Annotated in this window: 25 protein-coding genes; 16 read left to right on the top strand and 9 right to left on the bottom strand. The window is 47.4% G+C overall.

The window, feature by feature from the left end; translation table 11 throughout:
• Positions 1–137: 137 nt before the first annotated feature.
• Together H6F68_RS07770 and H6F68_RS07765 are read right to left on the bottom strand one after the other, a co-directional pair.
• Positions 138–701 carry a Uma2 family endonuclease gene (locus H6F68_RS07770; protein ID WP_190557869.1) on the bottom strand — a complete coding sequence of 188 codons (564 nt, stop codon included), beginning with the start codon at positions 699–701 and terminating at the stop codon, positions 138–140.
• 107 nt (positions 702–808) lie between these two features.
• Positions 809–2,152, bottom strand: coding sequence for a helix-turn-helix domain-containing protein (locus H6F68_RS07765; RefSeq protein WP_190557867.1), 1,344 nt, complete (start codon positions 2,150–2,152; stop codon positions 809–811).
• 192 nt (positions 2,153–2,344) lie between these two features.
• Between H6F68_RS07765 and H6F68_RS07760 the strand changes: the two genes are divergently transcribed.
• The 4 genes from H6F68_RS07760 to H6F68_RS07745 all read left to right on the top strand — a co-directional run bounded on the left by H6F68_RS07760 (position 2,345) and on the right by H6F68_RS07745 (position 5,809).
• The gene (locus H6F68_RS07760; RefSeq protein WP_190557865.1) at positions 2,345–2,746 is read left to right on the top strand and encodes a hypothetical protein; all 402 of its coding nucleotides are present in this window, start codon (positions 2,345–2,347) and stop codon (positions 2,744–2,746) included.
• 139 nt (positions 2,747–2,885) lie between these two features.
• Positions 2,886–4,025, top strand: coding sequence for a phosphotransferase enzyme family protein (locus H6F68_RS07755; RefSeq protein ID WP_190557863.1), 1,140 nt, complete (start codon positions 2,886–2,888; stop codon positions 4,023–4,025).
• Positions 4,022–4,561, top strand: coding sequence for a DOMON-like domain-containing protein (locus tag H6F68_RS07750; RefSeq protein ID WP_190557861.1), 540 nt, complete (start codon positions 4,022–4,024; stop codon positions 4,559–4,561). Before H6F68_RS07755 ends, H6F68_RS07750 begins: the two co-directional genes overlap by 4 nt.
• Positions 4,562–4,840: 279 nt before the next feature.
• The gene (locus H6F68_RS07745; protein ID WP_190557859.1) at positions 4,841–5,809 is read left to right on the top strand and encodes a protochlorophyllide reductase; all 969 of its coding nucleotides are present in this window, start codon (positions 4,841–4,843) and stop codon (positions 5,807–5,809) included.
• A 115-nt stretch (positions 5,810–5,924) separates the two neighbouring features.
• On the opposite strand, the gene infC is transcribed toward H6F68_RS07745, so the two are convergent.
• Together infC and H6F68_RS07735 are read right to left on the bottom strand one after the other, a co-directional pair.
• Positions 5,925–6,413, bottom strand: coding sequence for a translation initiation factor IF-3 (gene infC, locus H6F68_RS07740; protein ID WP_313930057.1), 489 nt, complete (start codon positions 6,411–6,413; stop codon positions 5,925–5,927).
• 118 nt (positions 6,414–6,531) lie between these two features.
• A complete protein-coding gene (locus H6F68_RS07735) occupies positions 6,532–7,068 on the bottom strand; it encodes a hypothetical protein (protein ID WP_199299960.1) in 537 nt (178 codons plus the stop codon).
• Between the two features lie 129 nt (positions 7,069–7,197).
• Here H6F68_RS07735 and H6F68_RS07730 point away from each other — a divergent pair, with 129 nt between their 5' ends.
• The 4 genes from H6F68_RS07730 (at position 7,198) to H6F68_RS07715 (ending at position 10,419) form a co-directional block, all read left to right on the top strand.
• A complete protein-coding gene (locus tag H6F68_RS07730; RefSeq protein WP_190557856.1) occupies positions 7,198–8,850 on the top strand; it encodes a glycerol-3-phosphate dehydrogenase/oxidase in 1,653 nt (550 codons plus the stop codon).
• Positions 8,851–9,222: 372 nt separating this feature from the next.
• On the top strand, positions 9,223–9,540 hold the full coding sequence (locus H6F68_RS07725; protein WP_190437392.1) for an RNA-binding protein: 318 nt from the start codon (positions 9,223–9,225) through the stop codon (positions 9,538–9,540).
• A gap of 117 nt (positions 9,541–9,657) precedes the next feature.
• Complete coding sequence (gene rpsU / locus H6F68_RS07720) at positions 9,658–9,849, top strand: 30S ribosomal protein S21 (RefSeq protein ID WP_190437776.1); 192 nt, start codon at positions 9,658–9,660, stop codon at positions 9,847–9,849.
• Between the two features lie 57 nt (positions 9,850–9,906).
• Entirely contained in the window at positions 9,907–10,419 is a 513-nt protein-coding gene (locus H6F68_RS07715; RefSeq protein WP_190554327.1) for a hypothetical protein, read from the top strand.
• Between the two features lie 39 nt (positions 10,420–10,458).
• Here the strand turns inward: H6F68_RS07715 and H6F68_RS07710 are convergent, their stop codons facing one another.
• On the bottom strand, positions 10,459–10,800 hold the full coding sequence (locus H6F68_RS07710) for a 2Fe-2S iron-sulfur cluster-binding protein (protein ID WP_190557854.1): 342 nt from the start codon (positions 10,798–10,800) through the stop codon (positions 10,459–10,461).
• Positions 10,801–11,009: 209 nt separating this feature from the next.
• On the opposite strand from H6F68_RS07710, the gene H6F68_RS07705 reads away from it, so the two are divergent.
• The gene (locus tag H6F68_RS07705; RefSeq protein ID WP_190557852.1) at positions 11,010–12,059 is read left to right on the top strand and encodes a DUF3474 domain-containing protein; all 1,050 of its coding nucleotides are present in this window, start codon (positions 11,010–11,012) and stop codon (positions 12,057–12,059) included.
• A 162-nt stretch (positions 12,060–12,221) separates the two neighbouring features.
• The gene (locus H6F68_RS07700) at positions 12,222–13,253 is read left to right on the top strand and encodes an aldo/keto reductase (RefSeq protein ID WP_190557850.1); all 1,032 of its coding nucleotides are present in this window, start codon (positions 12,222–12,224) and stop codon (positions 13,251–13,253) included.
• A gap of 24 nt (positions 13,254–13,277) precedes the next feature.
• On the opposite strand, the gene H6F68_RS07695 is transcribed toward H6F68_RS07700, so the two are convergent.
• From H6F68_RS07695 to H6F68_RS07685, 3 genes are read right to left on the bottom strand one after another with little or no spacing between them, the layout of a single operon-like run.
• Positions 13,278–13,979 carry a DevA family ABC transporter ATP-binding protein gene (locus tag H6F68_RS07695; RefSeq protein WP_190557848.1) on the bottom strand — a complete coding sequence of 234 codons (702 nt, stop codon included), beginning with the start codon at positions 13,977–13,979 and terminating at the stop codon, positions 13,278–13,280.
• Between the two features lie 9 nt (positions 13,980–13,988).
• Positions 13,989–15,194 (bottom strand): ABC transporter permease DevC, encoded by a 1,206-nt coding sequence (gene devC, locus H6F68_RS07690; RefSeq protein ID WP_190557845.1) that lies wholly within the window; start codon positions 15,192–15,194, stop codon positions 13,989–13,991.
• On the bottom strand, positions 15,191–16,405 hold the full coding sequence (locus tag H6F68_RS07685) for an ABC exporter membrane fusion protein (protein WP_190557843.1): 1,215 nt from the start codon (positions 16,403–16,405) through the stop codon (positions 15,191–15,193). Before H6F68_RS07685 ends, devC begins: the two co-directional genes overlap by 4 nt.
• A gap of 165 nt (positions 16,406–16,570) precedes the next feature.
• Between H6F68_RS07685 and H6F68_RS07680 the strand changes: the two genes are divergently transcribed.
• Entirely contained in the window at positions 16,571–17,185 is a 615-nt protein-coding gene (locus tag H6F68_RS07680) for a TetR/AcrR family transcriptional regulator (RefSeq protein ID WP_190437419.1), read from the top strand.
• A 73-nt stretch (positions 17,186–17,258) separates the two neighbouring features.
• Positions 17,259–19,151, top strand: a complete 1,893-nt coding sequence (locus H6F68_RS07675; protein ID WP_190557841.1) for an aminopeptidase P family protein — start codon at positions 17,259–17,261, stop codon at positions 19,149–19,151.
• A gap of 17 nt (positions 19,152–19,168) precedes the next feature.
• Here H6F68_RS07675 and H6F68_RS07670 read toward each other — a convergent pair whose 3' ends face one another.
• Positions 19,169–20,293: a DNA topoisomerase IB gene (locus H6F68_RS07670; protein WP_190557839.1), complete on the bottom strand. Its 1,125-nt coding sequence runs from the start codon at positions 20,291–20,293 to the stop codon at positions 19,169–19,171.
• Between the two features lie 214 nt (positions 20,294–20,507).
• Between H6F68_RS07670 and H6F68_RS07665 the strand changes: the two genes are divergently transcribed.
• The 4 genes from H6F68_RS07665 to H6F68_RS07650 all read left to right on the top strand — a co-directional run bounded on the left by H6F68_RS07665 (position 20,508) and on the right by H6F68_RS07650 (position 23,753).
• Entirely contained in the window at positions 20,508–20,702 is a 195-nt protein-coding gene (locus H6F68_RS07665) for a cation transporter (RefSeq protein ID WP_190437425.1), read from the top strand.
• A gap of 104 nt (positions 20,703–20,806) precedes the next feature.
• Positions 20,807–21,037 carry a DNA-directed RNA polymerase subunit alpha C-terminal domain-containing protein gene (locus tag H6F68_RS07660; protein ID WP_190557837.1) on the top strand — a complete coding sequence of 77 codons (231 nt, stop codon included), beginning with the start codon at positions 20,807–20,809 and terminating at the stop codon, positions 21,035–21,037.
• A 523-nt stretch (positions 21,038–21,560) separates the two neighbouring features.
• On the top strand, positions 21,561–22,517 hold the full coding sequence (locus H6F68_RS07655) for a hypothetical protein (RefSeq protein WP_190557835.1): 957 nt from the start codon (positions 21,561–21,563) through the stop codon (positions 22,515–22,517).
• Between the two features lie 279 nt (positions 22,518–22,796).
• A complete protein-coding gene (locus H6F68_RS07650; protein WP_190437779.1) occupies positions 22,797–23,753 on the top strand; it encodes a LysR family transcriptional regulator in 957 nt (318 codons plus the stop codon).
• Positions 23,754–23,757: the final 4 nt, after the last annotated feature.

Below are 23,757 nucleotides of genomic sequence, written 5' to 3'. Positions count from 1 at the left end.
AGCAAGGATAATAGCCCTAATTCCTGGAAAACGCACACCCATTCTCCACCAACAATAGTATTCCCGTAAGGCCAGTGTAATTTATCTAACACATCCTGCCTAGAGTGAACCAGCGATCGCTGGTTCCTGAGGAAGTTTTATCGCTTTCCTAACTGCAACCAAGCAAAAATTTGTGAGGCATTTAATGTCAGATCGACTCCTGCTAATACATGCAGTGGTTGATCTCCTCGGCTAACTTTGGGTTCTTGTTGAGGAGCAAATATTAGAACAGAATAATCATCTGGGTCAATCAACCAACCCAACTGACAACCGTTTTGGAGACAGTGTAAAAGATTGTCGATTACACGGTTGGCTTTTTGGTCAGGTGACAAAATCTCGATAGACCAATCAGGTGCTGTCAAGAAGTCATCCTCTGGTTCTCCAGTTTCTTTGAGCAGAATCCGATCCCAAGCGACAACTGCAACATCCGGTACGATAGAGCGACCGCCAAAGGTGCATCGCAGCTCTGGCAGGGCTGTGTAAGCATCACTATGGTTATCGATCGCAGCAACAAGGCGTTTTTGCAGGATGGAGTGTCGAGTTTTGGGCATGGGTTTCTGAATTGCCCGTCCCTCTATATATTCCCAAGCTGGAGATTCCTCAAGATTCGGCAACTTGAGAAATTCTTCCAGGGTGAGAGTTTGAGGCAGGGCAGGAGTCATCTGCGATCGCGGTTAGCAGGATATTGCCGGAAGAGAGCTAGGAGTAAGTCTATGATAGCGGCTGTGCCCATTGTTTTTAGAGAAGAGGCGATCGCTAGTAACTCTCATTATTCGAAGAGTTGCTGCTGAGTTTGTGCAAATGCAGTTTTAGGTGGATGATTCCAGCCGAAACGCTCAACGAACCAAATAACAGAGTTAACAGCATATTCTCGTGGATTAGCTATCAAATCTATGCTTGAGACAGACATTAGATGTTCTAGTGAGCTTTCGGTCACTTGATGAAATCCGCTAAATCCAAGCCAACTTCTCGGTTGAGCTAGAACAAAGCCTCGAATCCCTACAAGCTTTACTTGAAAGGTGACTGCTCCACGGTAGATGCCTGACTCACATAGCCGAGCTGCAAACTCATACATACCCGTCATATTAAAGATCATGTCTGGAATAGCAACATAACCAGGAATGCTCTCTTGCATACCATAGCTAGATTGCCGCCGAACAGACTGGTTTATTTCTTGCAGATCTTCGCTACTTTGACTCCAGAAAGTTAGGTAATGCACGAACTGACCACTCTGATAAATGCGCCAGTACTCTGCACGCCCCAAGTTCAAATCAACCCAACTTGATATCCAATTTGAGCCACGAGCTGACAAAGACGAGTTAAAGGTTAGGCAAGGATAAGACCATCCACTCAGTTTCACTCGTGCCCTTTCAACAAGCTGAGAGCAATTAGTAAGTGATGGGACCAATTCCCTTTCATAGTTTTCAGGCCGAACAACTATTTGCCAGTGAGGCTGCCTTGCAACAGGAACAGGTAAAGTTTGAACTAGACCACTAAGTTCTTGATCAAACTGTTCTTTTGCTGAGGTACCAGGAACTAAACCAATTCGATGAGAGAGTGTAATCAAACGACGTGCACGCTTTTCAGCCGCTAGTTCCAACAAATCATGTAATTGCTCAGCACGCATAATTCGAGTTGTCTCAGGCTTACCGTAAGAGCGAACGTAAATGGCTCCTTCCACTAAGTCCTTAGGGCTAGGTCCATTTTTTTTGCAGACTAGCGGCGTATCAAGAAACTCATCTACTGCAATAGCCAGAAAGCGTTGTTCAGTCGAGTAGTCAACAGTTACAAGCGTAATATCCACATAAGGAGAAATATAAGCGTTGACCTGATCTGTAAAGTCATCAACATCAAAAGAAGCTAAATGCTCTGAAGAAATACCATCTAGATTCCAAGTATCGTTACGTTGTGAAACGCCAAGAATAATGATGCCGCCACCTCGTAAATTACCCATTGAAATTACAGTTCTAATAATCTTCCACCGCAATTCTCCCCAAGAACCAGACTCCTTAAAATCAATATCCCGAAACTCCTGACATCGATCTAAGGCATTGCAGATCCTAGCTCGTAAGTTGCTATGGCCTGGCAGCCCTGAAGAGGTAATTAGTCCCATATGACCTCTATGCTCTAATTATTTGACTTTTGACTTCAAATTAGCAATCTTTAATAAATTTGAGTACTCGGCTTATCCTTGTTAAATCTAAATTAACCAAAGACTTTGTAAAGGCTTGTTAAACATGAGTAAGTTGGAGCTAACTTAGGTAATCTAGGTGAGAATTAGATTATTATCCAAGAGCTATAAAACATGAAGAAATGGGCCATATCTACATCTGTCATTCTAACTTCATTGCTTTTGAATACTCACGTGCAGGCGGGTACAGCAGCGTACTTTGCTAGATGTTCCTTCTTGGATCGTGGCACCAACAATGGTGGAAATGTATCTAATATGCCTTGCTACGCAGTTGAAGGAGGCAATATGTATAGCGTATTTTTTCATATTGCCTGGAAAGATGGAATCAAAACACAACTGAATGCAAAATCAACTAGCCCATTAAAAGATGCAATCACTGGTAGGGCTTACAAAAGGGTTGGACGCTATACCTTTGTTGCAGAAAAAGATGGTGATGTCATTACCCTAGACAACGTTCAATATACATCTGAGCGATACCGAGTGAACGACCCTACTTTAATGAGGTTACTGAAGTAGCTTGATTGTCAAAATAGTAATTGGTCAAACTAGAATTTCAACATATTATTTAGTGGCGTAATGTCATCAGCCTTGGTTTCTGGATTAGAGGTCGGCAACGCCGTACACTGTGTCATGGCGAGTAGTGAGCGGAGTTCCCATGTCAACCAGGGTAGATAAGACCAGCGATCGCACCCCCAGTAGTACTCTAGATCCCCTTGTGGCTATTGCTGACCAATTTGCCCACCAAGGCAACATCACTAGCGTCCAAGCTTTTGGTAATGGCAATATTAACGACACTTTCCTCGTCGCCTTGGATGATCTTGACCAAACCCGCTTTGTCCTGCAACGCATCAACACTCAAGTTTTTCGCCATCCCGAACTCGTGATGCAAAACATGCGAATCCTCACCGAGCATGTTTGCGATCGCCTACAACGTACCCCCCTCGACCGTCGTTGGGAAACTCCGCGTGTTCTCCTCACCCAAGACGGACAAGACCATTGCAGTGATGATCATGGTTCCTTCTGGCGAGCCATCAGCTTCATCGAAGGCTCTGAATCTTTCGATACTATGCAAGATGTGGCTCAGGCCCAAGAAGTTGGATATGCCTTGGGGATGTTCCATAGCCTGATTAGCGATCTCCCTGCCACCAAGCTAGCTGATACCCTAGAAGGCTTCCACATCACCCCCCGCTACTGGCAGCACTACGAGCAAGTTCTGGCTCAAACCAATGTTAACCCTACGCCAGAAGTCTCTTACTGTTTACAGTTCGTCCGCGATCGCCAAGCTTTAGTTCACGTCTTAGAAGATGCCAAAGCACAAGGCAAACTGCCCCTCCGCTTGATGCACGGAGATCCCAAAATCAATAATGTGATGTTTGACATTACGACCGGAAAAGCAGTCAGCGTGGTTGACCTAGATACCGTTAAGCCTGGTTTAGTGCATTACGACATTGGGGATTGCTTGCGATCGGGTTGCAATCCAGCGGGAGAAGAAAGCCAGCAGTGGGAAGCGGTGCAGTTTGACACGGATCTGTGTCGAGGCATTCTCAAAGGATATTTAGCGATCGCCAAAGACTTTTTGACTGAACCAGATTATACCTACCTGTACGACTCCATCCGTCTGATTGCTTTTGAGTTGGGGTTGCGATTCTTGACAGATCACCTGGCAGGCAATGTCTACTTCAAGGTCAAATACCCAGAACATAATCTAGCCAGAGCCTTGGTGCAGTTTAAGCTAACTGAAAGTATCGAATCTCAAGCCACGACTCTCCAAAATCTAATCTCTGATTTGCGATGAACAGCAAAGCTTTCTCTTTGCAACCCTTTCCTCATACCAATTCACCTGCAAACCTTCAGCTCACAGGTGATATTGCTCGACGAGCACAGACACTCCATATTCGTTATGTGCTCTCCGGCGATTTGTCTAAAATTGCGATCGCCGCTCCCTCAGACAGCCCCACTCGTAAGCATGAGCTGTGGCAGGAAACCTGTTTCGAGCTCTTTTTAGGGTTGCAGGACAGCGATCGCTACTGGGAATTCAACCTGTCCCCATCTGGTGATTGGAACGTCTATCGCTTTGATGGCTATCGACAGGGGATGCAAGAGGAAACAGCTTTTACTGTGCTGCCCTCTGCAGTAGAGACGCAACCGGAAGCACACACTCTCTCACTTGAGCTAAATTTGGCAGCGATCGCATCAGACGAGAAACCTCTAGACGTGGCGATTACCGCAGTGGTCAAAACCAAAGATAGTGAGGTCACTTACTGGGCTTTGGCTCACACGGGATCAGAAGCAGACTTTCACCGCCGGGATAGCTTTGTCCTAAACATTTAATTTTTCTACCTGCTTAGGTTTAACGGTCTCACTGGAAAGAGTAATTTTGGTACTTAATAGATCCACACAAACCTTTATATTCAGCAACGACTTGAATACTAAGCTTTTTGATTTTTGATTTTTGTCTAAAAAGCTCATTAGAACTTAATTTCAGCGATCGCCCTAGCCTAAGTTTTTGCCAATCAGTCCCGTTGTTGCTCAATCGAAAAATAGGCAGCGCTGGTTCACGGTATGAGATCCTAGAAAAGGTCAACAACGGTCAACTGAAGTCTGAACAGCATGGAACGAGATCAAAAACCAACCGTCGTGGTCACTGGTGCCTCCTCCGGAGTTGGTTTGTACGCTGCGAAAGCGCTTGCCAAAAAAGGGTGGCATGTAGTGATGGCCTGCCGCGATTTAATCAAGGCAGAAAACGCTGCTCAAGAGGTACAAATTCCTAAAGACAGCTATACCCTCTTGCCGATCGATCTGAGTTCTTTAGACAGCGTTCGGCAGTTCGTCGATAAATTCAGAGCCAGCGGCAGATCTTTAGATGCCCTGGTATGTAACGCCGCAGTTTATCTCCCTTTATTAAAAGAACCCTTACGCAGCACTGAAGGCTATGAGCTGAGTGTTGCAACCAATCACCTCGGCCATTTTCTGCTGTGCAACCTCATGCTGGAAGATTTGAAAAAGTCTTCCTACCCCGATCGCCGATTGGTGATTTTGGGCACTGTGACTGCCAATCCCAAAGAGTTGGGTGGCAAGATTCCCATCCCCGCTCCTCCGGACTTAGGAGATCTCCAGGGCTTTGAAGCAGGCTTTAAAGCGCCGATCACCATGATTAATGGCAAAAAGTTTAAGTCTGGCAAAGCTTACAAAGACAGCAAACTCTGTAACGTTTTGACCATGCGGGAACTGCATCGTCGCTATCACGAATCGACGGGGATCACGTTTAACTCCCTCTATCCCGGATGTGTGGCAGATACGCCTTTGTTCCGCAACCACTATCCGCTGTTCCGCAAAATCTTTCCCCTCTTCCAGAAAAACATCACTGGAGGATATGTCTCCCAGGAGCTAGCAGGTGAGCGAGTGGCCGCGATCGTCGCTGATCCTGAGTACAAAGAATCGGGGATGTATTGGAGCTGGGGCAATCGTCAGAAGCCAGGTCGTCAATCTTTTGTGCAAGAAGTTTCCGACGAAGCCAGTGACGACAACAAAGCCCAACGGCTGTGGGATTTGAGCACGAAACTGGTGGCCCTGGCGTAACGGCACAGCAACGTGCGGCATTGCCTACCCAAACACCCTCCCTGAACCTAAAACATAGGGGCATCTATAAAAGATGCCCCTACGATCAAAAATTATTCCTAAATATCTAGAGTATTTAGGCAGGAACGACCTGAACAATCAGCGACCGTTTATCAAGCGACTGTACTTTACCAACTTGACTTAGGTCTGCTGCAATGCGGTCTAGCAAGTCCCCAGCGCGATCGCGAAATTGATTTTCTCGACCCCGTAGACGAATCATAAACTTGACTGAATCGCCTTTGCCTAACCACTCGATCGCATTATCGATTCGGAGCTTGTAATCAGACAAGCCAACATTCGGGCGCAGCCTAACTTCTTTGACAGTTGGCCGTGAACCCTGACTCTGCCGCTTTTTCTGCTGATATTGCAGCTTGCCGTAATTTAGAATCTTTGCGACTGGAGCGTCCTTACCCTGCGAGACCACTACGAGGTCAAGCTCTACACTCTCAGCTATTCTTAAGGCTTCATTGGTATCGATCAAGCCACGATTATTGTTTTCATGGTCAATTAGAAAGACCTGAGGGGACGTGATTTGACGGTTAATGAGCTGTTTCTGGGCTACGATAATAAGCTCCTTTAAATTTTAAAGTAGGTCAATACTTGCTTAAACAAGTATCTTAAAGTTAACACAACACTCCCTCAGGCTGCATGCGATCGCTGATTCTTTTAAGCTTGATGCGGTTTTATCTAGAAACTTCGCTGAGTGGCTTGGTAGGCAACGCATACTTCATAGCGCCGTAGAGGGAAACTAAGGCCAAAAGCCCAGTAGCAATTCCTAATGGCGCAATTTTTAGCATCCACAAACTGACCAAAACTAAACCGATCGCGTCAGCGCCTAAAACCGGGAGCCGTTGAGGAATACCCCAAGCTTGAATCGCTATTTTTTCAGCCGAGTGGAGTTGAATTCCTGCCCATAGGTTGAACCAAACTTGGCTCAATAAAATCACAAGCGAACCCCACCCGAGCCACAGGGTGGCAGCATAAAAGCCCAACAGTTCCAGGGCAATGGTACTGACTGTAGCTTGGTAGAAACGCTTGAGGCGAGCATCTTGAATTTGTTGTCGCGCCTGAGCTACCTGTTCTAGATCCACCACTGCCATGCGAGCTTGATCTACACAAAGCAACAAAATACCAAGCGCCAGCAGTTGAGTAGATAATTCATCTCCCCCTATCACCTGCCACAATAGTGCTAGACAAGCAGGAAAGAAAAGCAAAAACATTATCCAAGCGATCGATAGCATGCAGCAATTCCTTGAGGCTGACGACGACACAAACAGTTAGCACAAGCAGCCAGTCAGCCTGACCTAATCAGTAGTCTATTCAGACCAAACTCACATTTTAAGCCCCGAATGAACCGAGAAGAGCATGTGGCCCGCTTACAGTCTGAAGCTTTTGATTTGCTAGTTATTGGGGGTGGCGCGACTGGAACCGGAATTGCCCTAGATGCTGCCACTCGAAACTTGAAAGTGGCTCTTGTAGAGCGAGACGATTTTGCGGCTGGAACCAGTAGCCGTAGCACCAAGTTAATTCATGGCGGTGTGCGTTATCTAGAGCAGGCAGTGTTGCGGCGCGATCGCAGTCAGTTTGATTTAGTCCGCGATGCGTTGAAGGAACGGGCAGTCTTATTAAAGATTGCGCCTCACCTCAGTCAACCCTTACCGATTGTCATGCCCCTGTACAACCCGTTGCAAATCCCCTACTTTTTCACAGGGCTGAAGTTGTATGACGCTCTCGCCGGAAAAGCAAATCTGGCTCCGAGTCAGTTTCTCAGTGCTAAGGAGATCCGCGATCGCTTACCCATGTTGAGATCAGCAGGATTGTGGGGCGGCGTTCTCTATTATGATGGGCAATTCAACGACGCTCGGATGAATGTGGCTTTAGCACTGACCGCTGCTGAAGCAGGAGTAGTAGTTGCGAATCACGTGGAAGTAGTGGCACTGAATAAAGCCAACGGTAAACTGTGCGGGGCCACTGTGCGCGATCGGCTCAGCGGAGACAGTTGGGAGATCGTTGCCAAAGTTGTGATCAACGCTACTGGCCCGTTTAGTGATACGATTCGCCAGCTGGATGAGCCGAGTGCTACGCCCATGCTGCGGTTGAGTTCTGGCTCGCATCTCGTTCTCGCTCAGCAGTTCTCGCTACCTACAACGGGGATATTAATTCCCAAAACAGAGGATGGTCGAGTTCTATTCATTTTGCCTTGGCTAGGACATACATTAGTGGGCACCACTGACAACTCCACGACCCTGTCAGCTGATCCCCAGGCTTCTCAGGAAGACATAGAGTATATTCTACGTCACTTGCAGAAGTACTTCTCTATTCCTGTTACACAGCAAGATGTCCGAGCTGCTTGGGCAGGACTACGCCCCCTAGTCTCTGATCCCAAAGCTGCCGATACCGCCAAACTGTCGCGAGACCATGTGATCAATGTCAGCAATTCAGGGTTGCTCACGATCACAGGCGGTAAGTGGACTACGTATCGCAAAATGGCTTTGGACACCGTTAATGCCGCTTTGACATTAGGCAACCTGAACTGCGATCGCCCCTCCCAAACCGAGAGCCTGAAACTAGCGGGGGCAGAGAACTACTCCGCTCAAGGAGACATACAGTTACAAACTACCTATGGTTTAACACCTGATGTCGCGACCCACCTCAATCAAGCTTATGGCGATCGCGCAATTCAGGTAGCAGAGTTAGCCCGAGAAGGATACGGTCAGCGTTTAGCAAAAAACTATCCTTACTTAGAAGCGGAGGTTGTTTACGGAGCCAAGCAGGAAGCAGCTCGGAGCAGCAGCGACATCCTAGCCCGTCGGACCCGCCTCAGTTTTTTGGATCACCAAGCCACTCAAAGCACTTTACCTCGTGTGGTCGAGCTACTAGGGAACACATTAGGTTGGAGTCAAGCCCAACAACAAGCTGATTTACAACGATCAGCTACTGCTCTGGAAGTTTCTGCCACCGCAACTTCAAATTTATCTACAGCCGTCTTAAATGATTTCTGAAATTGGCTCTAGATGTAAACATCTTGTGTACTAAAGGCAAGATACCTGCAATACGAATAGAGGCAATTTTGTGAATGATTTAAAGTTGCTATACCGTTCGTCAAAATTGATACAATTTGCTCTTTTGGTTGTACAACTGCTCAAAAATTATCATTCTGCTTTCGCTAAATTTGGCGATCGCCTAGCTCCAATTGAAACAGAACTTAATTAACTTCTAATTATTTCCAGAAGATTTACAACTCAACCTTCTACATGACTGTGTTATAGTCACAGCGTAAGGATTATTTTCGGCTTTGAAACCCCATTTCGTTTTACCGACAAGTGTTTCTCCGGATCTAACTTCTCTACACTCTTTGATTTTGGAGATAATTCATGTCGATTTACGTTGGTAATCTGTCCTACCAGGTTACCCAAGAAGACCTCAAGCACGCGTTTGCAGAATACGGAACCGTCAATCGGGTTCAGCTACCCACTGACCGAGAAACAGGTCGGGTGCGGGGATTTGCTTTTGTGGAAATGGGAACAGAAGCAGAAGAAGCAGCTGCAATTGAAGCGCTTGACGGTGCAGAGTGGATGGGACGTGACCTTAAAGTGAATAAAGCCAAACCCCGTGAAGACCGAGGTTCGTCCGGCGGTGGCGGCGGTGGCGGTGGTTGGAGTAATAATCGCCGTAGCGATCGCCGCTATTAAGCCTTTGTTTCAGGTTTAAAATTTAGAGTCTCTGGCAGACAAAAGCAAGTGCTCTATTCTGCTAGAGACTTTTTTGCTTACTTTCCAGGCAGTACGGTTCATATGGGAGAAAACAGGATGACTCAAGTGGTTTTAGGTGAGAACGAAGGCATTGAATCTGCTTTGCGTCGGTTTAAGCGACAGGTTTCTAAAGCTGGCATCTTTCAAGATATGAAGAAGAAGCGGCACTTTGAGACCCCCTTGGAAAAGGAAAAGCGGAAAGCTTTAGCCAAACACAAACAGCGTAAACAACGTTCTCACCAAAGATAACCAGTTGACGATGTCGTAAATAGCCAAAAGCAACTAGTCAATAGAGGTAAATCAACTGTGACGCCAGAAACAATACGAATCATTTCTAACTTAAGGCAGGAATTCTACTCTCTATTTGTTGCTGAAATGGCTGTCCCTGTCAAAATCAGCGGCAGTTCTTACAACAGTAGTTCTTTAGTGGCCTCTTGGACGGATGCAAGCCAATACTTGAACTACGTCAACATTTACGCCTATTCAGCCCCAGATGCTTTTCAGTCTGAACGGCCTTTTATTCTGCGGCTGGCTATTAATAAAGGCGCAGGGGACATCGCAGTGGCTCGCAAAGGCCCTTTATGTAGGGGGTTGAATCGGAAGTGGTGCTTTGAGTTAACTATCTTGCCAGAAGAAATTTTAGAGTTTCTACCTTGGGTAGTCAGCTTAGTAGAAGCAAAAGCCAAAGGTTCACTTTCCTCAATTGAGGAACCTCCTTATCCTGTAACTTTCAGCGATACCAATAGCTCATTTACCACCGAAGCTTGGACTCAAAGAGCGAGACAAAGAATAGATCAAGAATTATGTGTCAATCATTAAAGCTAGATTCAGGAATTTTCTAGCAGGGAATCAGCCGCTCTATTCTGCTTCAACACTATCAGGCTTGAAGTAGAGCGATGACTGATACAGCACAGATTCCTGATGAGTCTGCAAGGTGCAATCAGCCATAGGGTAAGTAACACAAGTAACTACGTACCCTGATTGCACCTCTTCAGGCCGTAAAAATTTCTGCTCGCTTTGATCCACTTCACCACTCACCAGCTTGGCGACACAAGCAGAGCATTCTCCTTGCTTGCACCCAGATGGTAAGTGAATTCCAGCCTCTTCCGCGATATCTAGAATGTACTGATCATCAGGCACGGCGATCGCACAATTGAGGTTAAGCTTTGGGTTGATGAGTCGTACTTGATACACAGCCATAGTTTTTAAGCTGACTCCAAAAGTTTTTATATCTCGCTACTCCTTAAGTTAACCCTTAAAGAACCTAGGATTTCAGAGGTTTCCCCTACTCATTACATAAGGTTAAGCCCTACAATAGGGCAGCTATGGGCAGATGCTGAATGTGACTCAAGTCAAATCATTCATGCAGCTGCCCTATATTTTGCTATCTCATTCAAAACTACGAAAACGTGACCTCCAACTTAACTACTCGTCCTCCTACGCGTGAGTTTCTACCCTTCACGCTTCAAGATGTCCGATCGGCTATCCCAGGCCACTGTTTTCAATCAAACCTTTGGCGATCGCTCTCCTACTTTGTCCTAGACCTTGGCATTGTCGCAGGCCTCTATTGGCTCGCAGCTCGCATTGATAGCGCCTGGTTTTTCCCGCTTTTCTGGTTGATGCAAGGCACCATGTTTTGGGCCTTGTTTGTGATTGGACACGACTGCGGCCACGGTTCGTTCTCGCGCTACCGCTGGTTAAACAATTTGGTGGGCCACCTCAGCCACACCCCCATTTTGGTGCCCTATCATGGTTGGCGCATCAGCCACCGCACCCACCATGCCAACACTGGCAACATCGAGACCGATGAGAGCTGGTATCCCGTGACCGAGGGCTATTACGACAACATGCCTTGGTACGAGAGGTTAGCTCGATTTCACTTGATTTTGTTCGTCTACCCGTTGTATCTGTTTCGGCGATCGCCCGGAAAGCAGGGGTCGCACTTTCTGCCGGACAGCCCATTGTTTCGGCCTCATGAAAGACGTGCAGTCCTCACCAGCACCGTGTGTTTGTCACTGATGCTCACCTTTTTGGTGGGTTTGGGTGTGCATTATGGCTTTGGGTTTCTGTTTAAGTACTACCTCATGCCATACGTGGTCTTTGTGGTCTGGTTAGATTTAGTCACCTTTCTCCACCACACTGATGCTGATATTCCCTGGTATCGCGGCAAAGATTGGTACTTCCTCAAAGGCGCTCTCTCCACCATCGATCGCGACTACGGCATTTTCAATCCCATTCATCACAACATTGGCACTCACGTTGCCCATCATATCTTTATCACAATTCCCCACTACCATCTAAAGGAGGCTACAGAAGCGATTAAACCTGTTCTAGGAGAACATTATCGATCTTCCCAAGAACCCATTTGGAAATCGTTATGGCGCTCCTACCAAACCTGCTACTTTGTTCCAGATCAAGGCAGTAAGGTCTACTACCAAACCCCTTCTAAGAAGATCTAAAATCGAATCACCGAAAAATTTTTGTCACCAGTCAAGCGGTTGTTTTTCGCAACGCTAGCTGGTGATTTTTATTGTTTGTCAAAACGTATTCCAGGCAACTTATTTTTGCTGATTTAAGCCAGTACCTTAACAACAAACTCCATCAGTAGGAGATTTGGTTTTATGCAGTACACAACTTTGGGTAAAACAGGTCTGGTTGTCTCGCGGCTGGCTTTTGGAGCGATGACCTTTGGCACCGGGCAACTGGTCCCGGGGGTGACTAATAGCATTGACCAAGCGCTTGCCGACCAGATGGTGGGTCGAGTCTTAGATGCGGGCATTAATTTATTTGATACTGCTGATGCCTACACCAACGGCGAATCCGAAATTATGTTAGGCAAGGCGCTGGGCGGTCGCCGCAACCAAGTGGTGATTGCCACAAAAGTGGGGTTTCGCCTGGGCGATGCCATTACAGATACGGGGTTATCCTATCGTCACATTATCCAATCAGCAGAAGGTAGCCTGAAGCGACTAAACACCGACTATATTGATCTCTACCAACTTCATATCCCTGACCCGCTCACGCCCCTGGAAGAAACCCTACAAGCCTTGGATGATTTAGTCCGCCGGGGATTAGTGCGTTATGTCGGTTTTTCTAATTTCCCTGCCTGGAAAGCAGCTCGGATGGTAGGAATTCAGGAGCGGTACGGCTATGCACGATTCATTGCCGCGCAGATGTATTACTCCTTGGTGGGGCGAGATTTGGAGCATGAGTTTGTTCCTTTTTCCGAAGATTCAGGGATAGGGATTTTAGTCTGGAGTCCGCTGGCGAGTGGGTTCCTCAGCGGCAAATATACTCGCGCCAACCCTGCGCCTGAAGATGCCCGTCGCACTAAATTTCAGCTACCACCCGTAGATGTCGAGGCAGGATATGAAGTGGTCGATCGCCTGAAGCAAATTGCTCAGAACCACAGTGCTTCTCCTGCCCAAGTTGCGATCGCCTGGATTTTGACCAAGTCCTTTATCTCTTCAGTGATTATTGGAGCTAACAAACTATCTCAACTGGAAGACAATTTAGCATCTGTTGATCTAAAGCTATCTTCTGAGGAAATCACTCAACTTGATACCCTAACAGCTCCACCGTCCCTTTATCCAGGATGGATGCAGCCCCTTGGATGGGATGCCAAAGTTAAATCTGCTTTGGGCATCACTTAAAGCACTAAATCTTATCAGCCTGGGTTATGCCGCTGCACTTAAAACCGTGTTGTTGATGAGTCGGCCATCTTCCATGTGCACAATGCGATCGGCGACATCCAAAATCCGATTGTCATGAGTGACGAGAAGAATAGTGCAGCCTTGCTCCTTGGCCAAGGTTTGCATCAAGGTGACGACATCTCTGCCTGATTTACTATCTAAGGCAGCGGTGGGTTCATCTGCTAGAACAATCTTAGGATGACTGACTAAGGCACGGGCGATCGCAACTCGTTGTTTTTGGCCGCCAGAGAGATCGTCAGGGTAGTAGTGGAGCCGTTCGCCTAAGCCAACCTGCTTTAGCATTTGCGCGGCTCGTGCTTCCATCTCTGGTAGGGATAAATGGGAATGAAGTTCTAAGCCCATTTTGACGTTTTGTAGTGCTGTCAGACTGCCATGTAGATTGTGAGCTTGGAAGATATAGCCGTGCTGTCGTCGTGCGATCGTTAGTTCTTTGTCTTTGGCTCCACAGAGTTCTCGGCCTAATACTTGCAAACTACCAAACTGAGCTGATCGCAGACCACCGACTAAAGTTAGCAGCGTGGTTTTTCCCGATCCCGATGGCCCTGTCATGATCACGATCTCGCCTGCATTAATTTGCAAGTTGATGTCAAACAGAACTTGCTTGCGGAGTTGACCCTGACCGAAGTGATGATTCAAATTCTGGATGGAGATGACAGGTTGAAACATGACAAACCCCTAAAACATATCGGCAGGATCAGCAGATTGCAGCTTACGAGTGGCGATCGCACCGGAAATACTGCACATGGCAACTGTGAGCAACAACACAGTTAAGGCGCGCGACAGTTTCATTACGATCGGCAAAGCGGTGGCATTCGCTGCCAACTGGTAAAGTCCCAGCGGCAACACCATCCCTGGGATAAAGCCCAAACATGCCAGAATCAAAGCTTCTTCAAACACCACGGCTAGGAGATATTGATTGCGATATCCCATCGCTTTGAAGGTGGCGTACTCCTTCATATGCGCGTTGACATCGGTGGAGAGCACTTGATAGACAATCACCACGCCCACCACAAAGGCCATGCCTGTGCCTAAACCAAAGATGAAGCCAATTGGGCTTTCCTTTTTCCAGTAGCTTTCCTCAAACTCGATGTATTCTGCGTGGGTCAGGACTCGGACATCGTCAGGGAGATGCGTTTTGAGAGCCGTCGCTACTTGTTCGGGATTGGCATTGGGTTCTACACGAATCAAGCCTAGATTGACACTTCCTGCATCTCGGCGCGGAAACAGACGCAGAAACGTTTGGTCACTGGCAATCAAGATGCCATCGGCTCCAAAGGAAGCTCCGAGGGAGAATAAACCTGCGATCGCGATCGTGCGTCGTTCTACTTCGGTGGTAACGGTTTGGAGCTGTTCAGTCTGGTTCTGCTCAGTTTGGTTTTGTTCAATTTGAGCGATCGCCTGTTGGTAATCTCCTCTAGAGTTGCGATCGAACAGCACTTGATCGGGTAGCTGAATCTTGTCTAGCTGTTGGTTGACTTCTGGCAAATTGAGAATCGGTTCGTCAGGATTCAGCCCTAGCACTTGAATCGAGGCTTCCTTGCGGGTGTCGGGATGTTTCCAAGTAATAATGTTGGAGTAAAAAGCTTCCGCTGACTCCACCCCAACCACATCTCTGGCCTGGAAGAGGCGACGGCGAGAAAAGGTAGACAAGTTTTGGGTGTTCCGAGCTTGGGGACTCACCAAGACAATATCTGCATTTAAGCTGCGGCTGAGCTTGGTATTGCTGTCGTACAGAGCGCTTTGGAAACCCAGTTGCATGAACATCAAGACATCCGCAAAGGCAATGCCCGACAGTGCTACCAGCAATCGACTTTTTTCGTGACTGAGTTGCAACCAGCCGAGAGGCGTGCGCCGCTGCAATTGTTTAATCAAGCCGATCATTGTTCAATTACCGCTGTCACTTGCAAATTGGTCAGCTTGGCTGCTTTTTGGCTCGATGCTGCATCCAAAGCCACATGCACTTCAATCACCCTGCCGTCGATGTTGGCGCTAGGGTCTGTATTGACAATGGTTTGGCGCTGGATTTGCGAGTCAATCCGCTCCACAGTCCCCAACAATTCCCCAGGGATAGAATCGCTGCTGATTTTGACTCGCTGCCCCACTCGCACTTTGCTGATGTCGCTTTGATAAATTTCAGCGATCGCCTTCATCCGTTGGGTTTGACCAATGTCAGCAATGCCCTCATTCGAGACCACCTCACCGGGATAGGCATGAATCGCTAAAATCTCAAAAGCTTGTGGCTCTCCGGCAGTTCCTCGTGCAGGCACTCGCACATAAGCTTGCTCTAAATTGGCTTTAGCCTGTTTCATCGCCGCGATCGCCTGGTTCACTTCCACCTGCTTCGCTTGCACATCAACCGGACGTACCTCCGCAATCCGCTCGAGGTTGGCTCTGGCTTGGTTTACTTCGGCAGGGCTGGTCGATTGAATTCTAGTTAATACCGCTTGGGCTTCTTGCCAACTTCTTTGCGCCGTTTCTAGGGTTAAGCGTTTGCTGTCGAGGGCCGAAGCCGCGATCGCTCCTTCTTGGTAAAGAGATTGATAACGATTAAATTCGGTTTGGGCGTTTTGCACTTCTGACTGTAAACGCGCGATCGTGGCGTTCTGAGCTTGGATATCTCCCTGACGTTTCGCTTCCAGCCGTACAATTTCTGCCTGCTGAGCTGAGATTTCTCCCTGTTTGGCTCCTGCTTGGGTGATGGCTAGCTGCGCTTGGGCCACTTCTACCTCGGCTTGGGCTTGCTCAAAAGCGGCTTGTAAACGATCGCGACTGTCCAGCACGGCAATCACTTGGCCTGCCTGCACGCGATCGCCCACGTTCACCAACAATTGCTCGACGCGATTGCCGTTATTGGAGGTAGGGGCGGATAGTTTGATCACTTCTCCCTGCGGTTCCAGTCGCCCTAAAGCGGTTACTGTTTTGACGCGCGGCGGAGTTACCACAGCGATTTCAGCTTTTGATGTGGCTGGAGCTTGGAGCCGCCAAACCTGATAGGCAGACACGCCACCCAAGGCAAACAGAGTCGCGATCGCTAACGGAGCCCAGCGTTGAGTTTTAGGGGTGGAAAGGCCAGCAGGCGCATTTGGCAACATGATCAGGCTCCAGAAAAATTAGTTGCACCTGAACTAAACTGTTTAGTTCTATAAACCACACTAAACTAAACAGTTTAGTATCGTCAAGAGGTATGCTTAAAACAAGCAGTCGCCTTAAATCGGTGATGATTGAGGGTGCTATGTCTGTTTCTAGCTTGAATATCTATGAGAAAAACTAAAAGCGTAGACCGCGACCTATCCCCTGAGAAAACCGCAGCCATTCTAGATGGAGCGATCCAAGAGTTTTTGGTCAAAGGTTATGCTGCGACCAGCATGGATCGCGTGGCAGCCGCCGCTGGCGTTTCTAAAGCGACGGTTTATAGCCACTTTCAAGATAAAGAAGCTTTATTCACAGCTTTAATTCAACGCTTAGCTTGCCAAAAAGAACTGTTTAACTCAGAAAAGCTGCAAGCTATTCAAGATGATCCAGCGTTGGTACTTAGGGCTTTTGCTCTGGAAATGCTCGATAAGATTCAAGCCGATCCGCACCTGTTGACATTTGTCCGCTTAATCATTGGTGAGTCATCCCGCTTTCCGGCGCTAGCCAGAGCCTTTGTGCAAAACGTCGAAAAGCCCAGCATCGAACTTTTGACTCAATATCTCGCCTCTCGCCCCGAACTCCGGTTACCTGACCCAGAAGTGGCAGCGCGGGCTTTTATCGGCACGATTGTGCATTATGTGATTCTGAAGGACCTGCTGCACAGTGGGGATCTGGTGCCGATGGAGCGCGATCGCCTGCTCGACAATTTGCTGCATTTGATTATCCGTCCAGCAAGCTAGGCCAAGCTAGGCGAGGGCTGTACCATAGAGCTATCAGTTGCCTCGCGTTCCTTAGCATCTCAAAGTTTTGTCTATGTCACCCCTAGACTTCGTCCAGCAACAAGCTCAGCAAGCTCTGACAGAAGCCAAATTAGCCGATTTGCGGGCATGGATGGCAGCCTATCAACTGGATGGCTACCTGATTCCCTCGGCAGATGAGCATTTGAACGAGTATTTGCCAGAAGCCAAACAGCGTCGGACTTGGATCAGCGATTTTACAGGGTCAGCAGGAGACTTCTTAGTTGGGACCGAGCAAAGCTGGTTGTTTGTGGACTCTCGTTACTATGAACAAGCTGATTTACAGGTAGATCCTGCAGCCATCCAAGTGTTTAAGTTGGGCTTGGAAGGTCACAAAACTCTAGTCGAAACTCTGGAAGCTCTCGGACAAGCTGCGATCGCAGCCCAGCAGACTTTTCGCTTAGGCGTTGACCCCTTCACGGTGACGGTGGATCAATGCCGTGAGTTACAAAAACGACTGGCTCCAGCGGGCGTGGTGCTGGTCAGCCTTCCCGAAAATTTAGTCGATCGCGTGCGAGAATCAGCAGCTTGGGCAGATGGTCAAGCCCCAGCTAGTTATGCCGCTTCTCGGCTATTTGCAGTACCCGAAGCCTTAACAGGAGAAACAGTCGCGCAAAAGCTAGAGAGAGTTAGGCAAGCCATGGAAAAGGCCCAAGCGGATATCCTGCCACTCACCAAGCTCGATCAAATTGCTTGGTTGTTGAACCTCCGAGGTTGGGATGTGCCTTACAATCCGGTGTTTATTGCCTACACCATTGTCACGGCTGATCAAGCGTTCCTCTTCACCAATCTGGAGCGCATTGAAACCGAGATCCAGCAAGCGCTACAACCTCATATCACCTTGCTGCCCTACGAGCAGTACGCTGACACGTTCCAAACTTTGCTTAATCAGCCACAGCTTCTGCGAGTTTGGATCGATGGCAAACACACGACAATGGGCACCTACGAGCTGGTTCAGGAAAGCGCTAAGACTGGCAGAGTTCAGATTGTAGAAGCGCCCAACCCTGTGGAGGGCATGAAAGCTCGTAAAAATGCAATCGAAATCGAGCAGATGCAACAAGCCAACCTCAAAGCCAGTCGAGCCAAAGTCCGAGCCTGGAAGTGGTTCTCCGATCGCTGGGCCGCAGGCGATCGCGTCACTGAGTTTGATGTGGCAGAGGCGATCGCTCGGTTCTATCAAGCTGAACCAGGATTCCAAGGACTGAGCTTCAACACCATCTCCGGTGCGGGAGCCAACAGCTCCATTGTCCACTACGGCACTCCCAACCCTGATGTAGACCTGCAATCGGGTCAGTTGTTACTGCTCGATTCAGGGGCGCAGTTCCTCTCTGGCACTACCGACGACACCCGTACCTTTGTGGTCGGCGAACCCACCCCAGAGCAAATTGCTCGCTATACGGAAGTCTTGAAAGCCCATATCAACTGTGCCATGCAGCGCTTTCCTAAAGGCACACCGGGATGCCAACTAGATGGCATTGCGCGATCGGCCATGTGGCAAGCGGGACTTGATTACGGACATGGCACAGGCCATGGCGTGGGAGCCTTTTTGAATGTGCATGAAGGGCCGAATGGCATTAATAAGCGATCGCAAGAACCCCTAGAACCAGGCATGGTGACGAGTGTCGAACCTGGCTACTATGAACCTGGTTGGGGCGGCATCCGGATTGAGAATCTCTATGTGGTTAAAGAAGTAGCGACAGAAAATAAGGGTGCAGCCCCCAAAGGCACTTGGTACGAGTTCGAGTCATTGACCTACATTCCGTTTGACAAGCGCTTAATTGATTGCGATCGCCTCAGCCCGCAGCAACGAGAGTGGCTAGAGCATTATCACGTCCAAGTTGTGGAGAAACTGGCCCCCACTCTTACTCCAGATGAAGCTGAGTGGCTCAAGGCAGCTTGCCAACTTTAAGCTATTTGCTTTAACTCCTAACTAGCTATAGGTTGCCGAGCTTCTAATTGCTGTTCCAAAATCGCTACCACCGCCATTTCTTCGGGGTTCAATGCGTAAGCAGAATCTGAGGCGGGCTGCTGCATCGCTTTTTCCAAAGTGGACATGAGTGATCCGTCTAGATAAGCATCCAGAATAGCGGGATGCACATAATACTTGCGACATGTAGCAGGTCGATTACCAAGATGTGCTGCTACGTTTTTAATCGCCTGATTGATATTTTTCTTGGCCTGAGTTTGCGACTGAAACGGACCCATTGCATCTAACTCTAAAGCCGCCATAACTGTACCCGACCAAGTTCGAAAATCCTTAGCAGTAAAGTCTTGCTTGGTTATTTCTTGCAAATAAGTATTGACCGCACCAGAATCAATGCACTGGCTTTGGCCTGCGTCATCGAGATATTGAAACAACTCGTAGCCCGGAATTTCTTGGCAACGTTTGATGATGCGAGCCAAACGGCGATCGCTAATTTGAATATCGTGATCAACGCCACTCTTGCCTCGAAACTTAAATCGCAGCGTAGTGCCAGAAATATCTACATGCTGGCAGCGCATAGTTGTGAGGCCAAAAGAGCGATTAGTCCGGGCATAAGTTTCATTGCCCACCCGGATGCAAGTTGTTTCTAAAAGCCGCACCACTGTAGCCAGAACCTTTTCACGAGACAATCCGCGCAACCCCAGGTCATGGTCTACCCGCTCTCGAAGGGTGGGTAAGGCATCGCTAAAGGCAATCAATCGGGTAAATTTGGTTTGATCTCGTACCTGCCGCCACAACGAATGATAGCGATACTGTTTGCGTCCTTTAGCATCTCGACCTGTGGCCTGAATATGACCGTTGGCAAACGGACAGATCCAGACATCTTTGTAAGCAGGTGGAATGGCTAATGACTCAATCCGCTGAATCTCCTGGCGATCGCGGATGAGCTTACCGTCTATGTTCAGATAAACAAACCCTTTTCCTCTAGGTTGGCGTTGAATACCTGGGCTGTCGTCATTGACGTAGCGTAAACCAGCTACTTGAGCCGACTGGACAGGATCGGTAATGAGCGAGGCTAAAAATTTTCGCCGCTGCGATCGCTTGGAACGCTGACGTTGCAGTTGCATGAGTGGTTTAACTGATTTTGCTAGAAGGAAAAGAGTTTTACGTATTGGTCACTCTAGCGAATTGGTTAAGTTCCTCACTCTGTAAAAAAGTATAGGCATATAGTTCACCCAACGAGCAAATCGTCGCCAGAGAAATAAGCCCTCAGGGGAGTAGTAAAGGGGCAAAGCAAAATCAGAAAATATCAATTGTGTAATTAATAACCCGTGAAAAAACATGGTCCTCAAACTTAATGTCCCAACCATCTCTGGCCCTGATTCGGTAGAAGATATCAAGAGAACCATCAAAACTACTGAGCCCGATGCCAAAGTTGAAGTAGATGTAGAAGCCAAAACGGTCACGGTAGAATCTGGCGCATCAGAAGAAACCATCAAGCAGTTAATTTCTGCAACTGGTCATCAAATTGCCTAATTAGACCTGTGATGGCTCACTGCTAATCGAATCTTGTATTAGTAGGGTATGGCATGATGATCAAGGCTGTTCCATCTTGTAAACGCTGACACCTGATTAAAGCAATGAGCCATCCCAAAAATTCTTTATCTCAAACTCCGATTGAAGAGTTGCAGCTTTCAATGCAAGCTTACGGTTTTTTGAAGCGCACTCAAATCCATTCGATCGCCGACTTGATCAACTACACCGAAGAAGACTTGAGAATTTTAGATACTACTGCTGCTGAAGAGGTCATCGCAGCCCTTCAAAGCCGCTTGGGCATTACCCTGCAAAATGTGGATGCTCAAATAATTTAAGCCATTTCTAATTAGGCGATCGCCTAGCATTTAGTTAAGAGCATTGAGTGCTCGTGTGCTAGCTGAAGGCTGAACTTTTGCTGAATTGTATGGTGCTATACCGCCTTACGTGAAGCGATCGCTAAGGATGAAGCTCCAATATCAGCCAAAACTTAGACTCCTGGAGAATTTCAAGCAGGTTACTAAACCGAAGTTTTCTAAAAGCTGAGTCTGCTTAAATTAAAAAGTGTCCACTTACTTGGATAGAAAGTAGTAGAAAAATAGTCTCAACTTGAGGTAGAGGGTAGCTCAAGTTGAGAGGTGTTAGCTTAAGAATTAAGCGCACAACTTAATTTCTAGATGAATAATTTTCGCAGGTTTGCTGCCATTAAAAATAACAATTAGTATCTTATCTTACGGTTTTAATTGTTGTTCAAATTGTATCATTCAACCTCTGACTTTATTTCATCTAGCTGATAAAGCTTTACAAGCAAGTTTGCGTGCTCTGCGACATTAAAACTCTCTCTTGCTTGAAGTTATCGCCATGTCTGAATCTCTCTCTCTTAAAGACCCAATCAGTATCCTGACAAACGGTAAAACGACAGAATTCTCATTGGTTTTAGCCAACGTCAGGCATGGTGTTTGGCTTTTTGGTATCCCTGCTTGGTTATTTGCAATTATTGATAGAAGCTTTTCTGCCTTAGCGGATAGTTGCTTTTCGGCAGTTGAAATTCTCCACTTGAGCATGGCCTCTTTGTTTTTTGTCAGCTGGTTATGTCTCAAGCCAGAAGAGTCCTCCCAGAGCGATACTGTCGGGGCTGTCTGGGAACCTGCACCCGGTTCTGAGTTGTCTGAGCATGAACTCTTTCTTCAGATGGCCCAAGCGAGAATGACAGAGCTAGAAGAGCAGCATATGATTCGGCAGGAATATGACCTACCGTTTCCTCAACTATGCCAGATTTACCACTTGCTAAACCTGAAGCATTTAGAAAATGTGCACAGTTTTAGCTTAAATAACTTGAGAATCGTTAAGGTTAGTCAAGTAAACGCTACTTCTATTGGTGGCTACATCAAGTTTCAAACCATTTTAGAATCTCCATTTAACGTTTTAAGAATTTGGCGGCAGCCAATTGTAGAAGTTGATTTGATCTTGCACAGTCCTTACACTGTTGAGTTGAGCATTCCTGTTTATAACGAAAAACGAATTACGGTTTTGTTCAATGCCATTCCGCTGAGCGAGACAGAACATAAATTTCTCATCGATATCTATAGCGATCTGCCTTGGCCGAAACCACTCTTGCAAGCTGTGTTGCATGTTTCTGCTTGTTTAACTTTGTTTGAAGATTTACCTTATTTGCACAAACTGGCTCAGAGAAACCTCGATCGCTTGGTTAACTCTAGCCGCCTTCCCAGTCATGAGACGATGTGGCTATTTGGACGGTTTGTGTCCCTCTATGGCTCAAGCGCTCAATCTTTACCCGCTGCTAGAGCGATCGCCTAAACGCTTAACCTGAGAGCCATTATCCCCAGATTAAACGAAACTACAAATCACAAAACCAATGGCAAGATTAAACCACAAGTCTTGCCATTGTATTTTTTTACACAACATATTTCGTAGCATCACCAGACCAAGTTGAAGCGTAGGATTTTGGTTGATTCAAAATTTGATTTAGAGAGATCTGGCTTTTAGTTGAGCGATCGCCCTCAGTCTGTATCAAGCTCTACCAAACTGATTAGGCAGATCAGCTAAATCTCTACATGTAACTTAGGCTACATGATTATGCGCCTGGAACAGTTGCAAGCTTTTTTGGCCGTTGCTGAGACCACCAGTTTTCAGCAGGCGGCCCGTCGATGTGGAGTCACTCAATCTACCATCAGCCGCCAAATTCAGGCGCTGGAGGGAGATTTGGGCTTGTTACTGTTTCACCGCACAGCTCAAGCTCGTCTGACTTTAGGAGGGGAGCGGCTGTTGCCACGGGCTCGCAAAATTTGCCAGGAGTGGGAATTAGCTGCGACCGAATTAGCTGATTTGATGGCAGGAAAGCAGCCAGAGTTGTGTATCGCCGCCATCCATTCGGTCTGTGCCCATTACCTACCACCCGTTTTACAGCATTTTTGTCAAGATTACCCAGACATTCAGTTGCGTGTGACTGCCTTGGGTAGCGATCGCGCCCTTAAAGTTTTGAAAGACGGCTTAGTTGACTTAGCCATTGTGATGAACAATCGTTTGCTGACGACGGGGCCAGAAGTAGTCGTTGACCCGCTCTATAACGAATCCATCGAAATTTTGATGGGAGCAAACCACCCCTTGACCCAATACGACCGAGTGCCTTGGGCAGAATTGGTGCGGTATCCTCAAGTGGTGTTTAAGGATGGCTATGGTATGCAGCGTCTCGTCCAAGAGCAGTTTCAACGTCAAGGGGCAACCTTAAACGCCGCCTTAGAATTAAACACACTAGATGCATTTCGAGGCATTGTTCGCCAAGGTAAGCTAATTGCCTTACTACCCAAAGCAGCAATTTTTGATGCTCATATTGACCCCACCTTGGCGATACGACCCACCGATGAACCTTTGTTGTTGCGTCAAGTGGTGTTAGTCACGACCCGCGATCGCCTGCAAATTCCTCCGATTCAGCGATTTCGCGAGTTAGTTTATCAATTGATTCGAGATCAAATTTCTGGACTTTCTGAGAGCACTTTGGCTCTAGATGCCACAGGCTCACTGCAGGCTGTATGATCCT

This window comes from Trichocoleus sp. FACHB-262, from assembly GCF_014696035.1.
In the GTDB taxonomy this organism is placed as follows: domain Bacteria; phylum Cyanobacteriota; class Cyanobacteriia; order FACHB-46; family FACHB-46; genus Trichocoleus.
The sequence above is the reverse complement of the archived record's forward strand: the minus strand, read 5'-3'. Positions and strand labels throughout refer to the sequence as shown.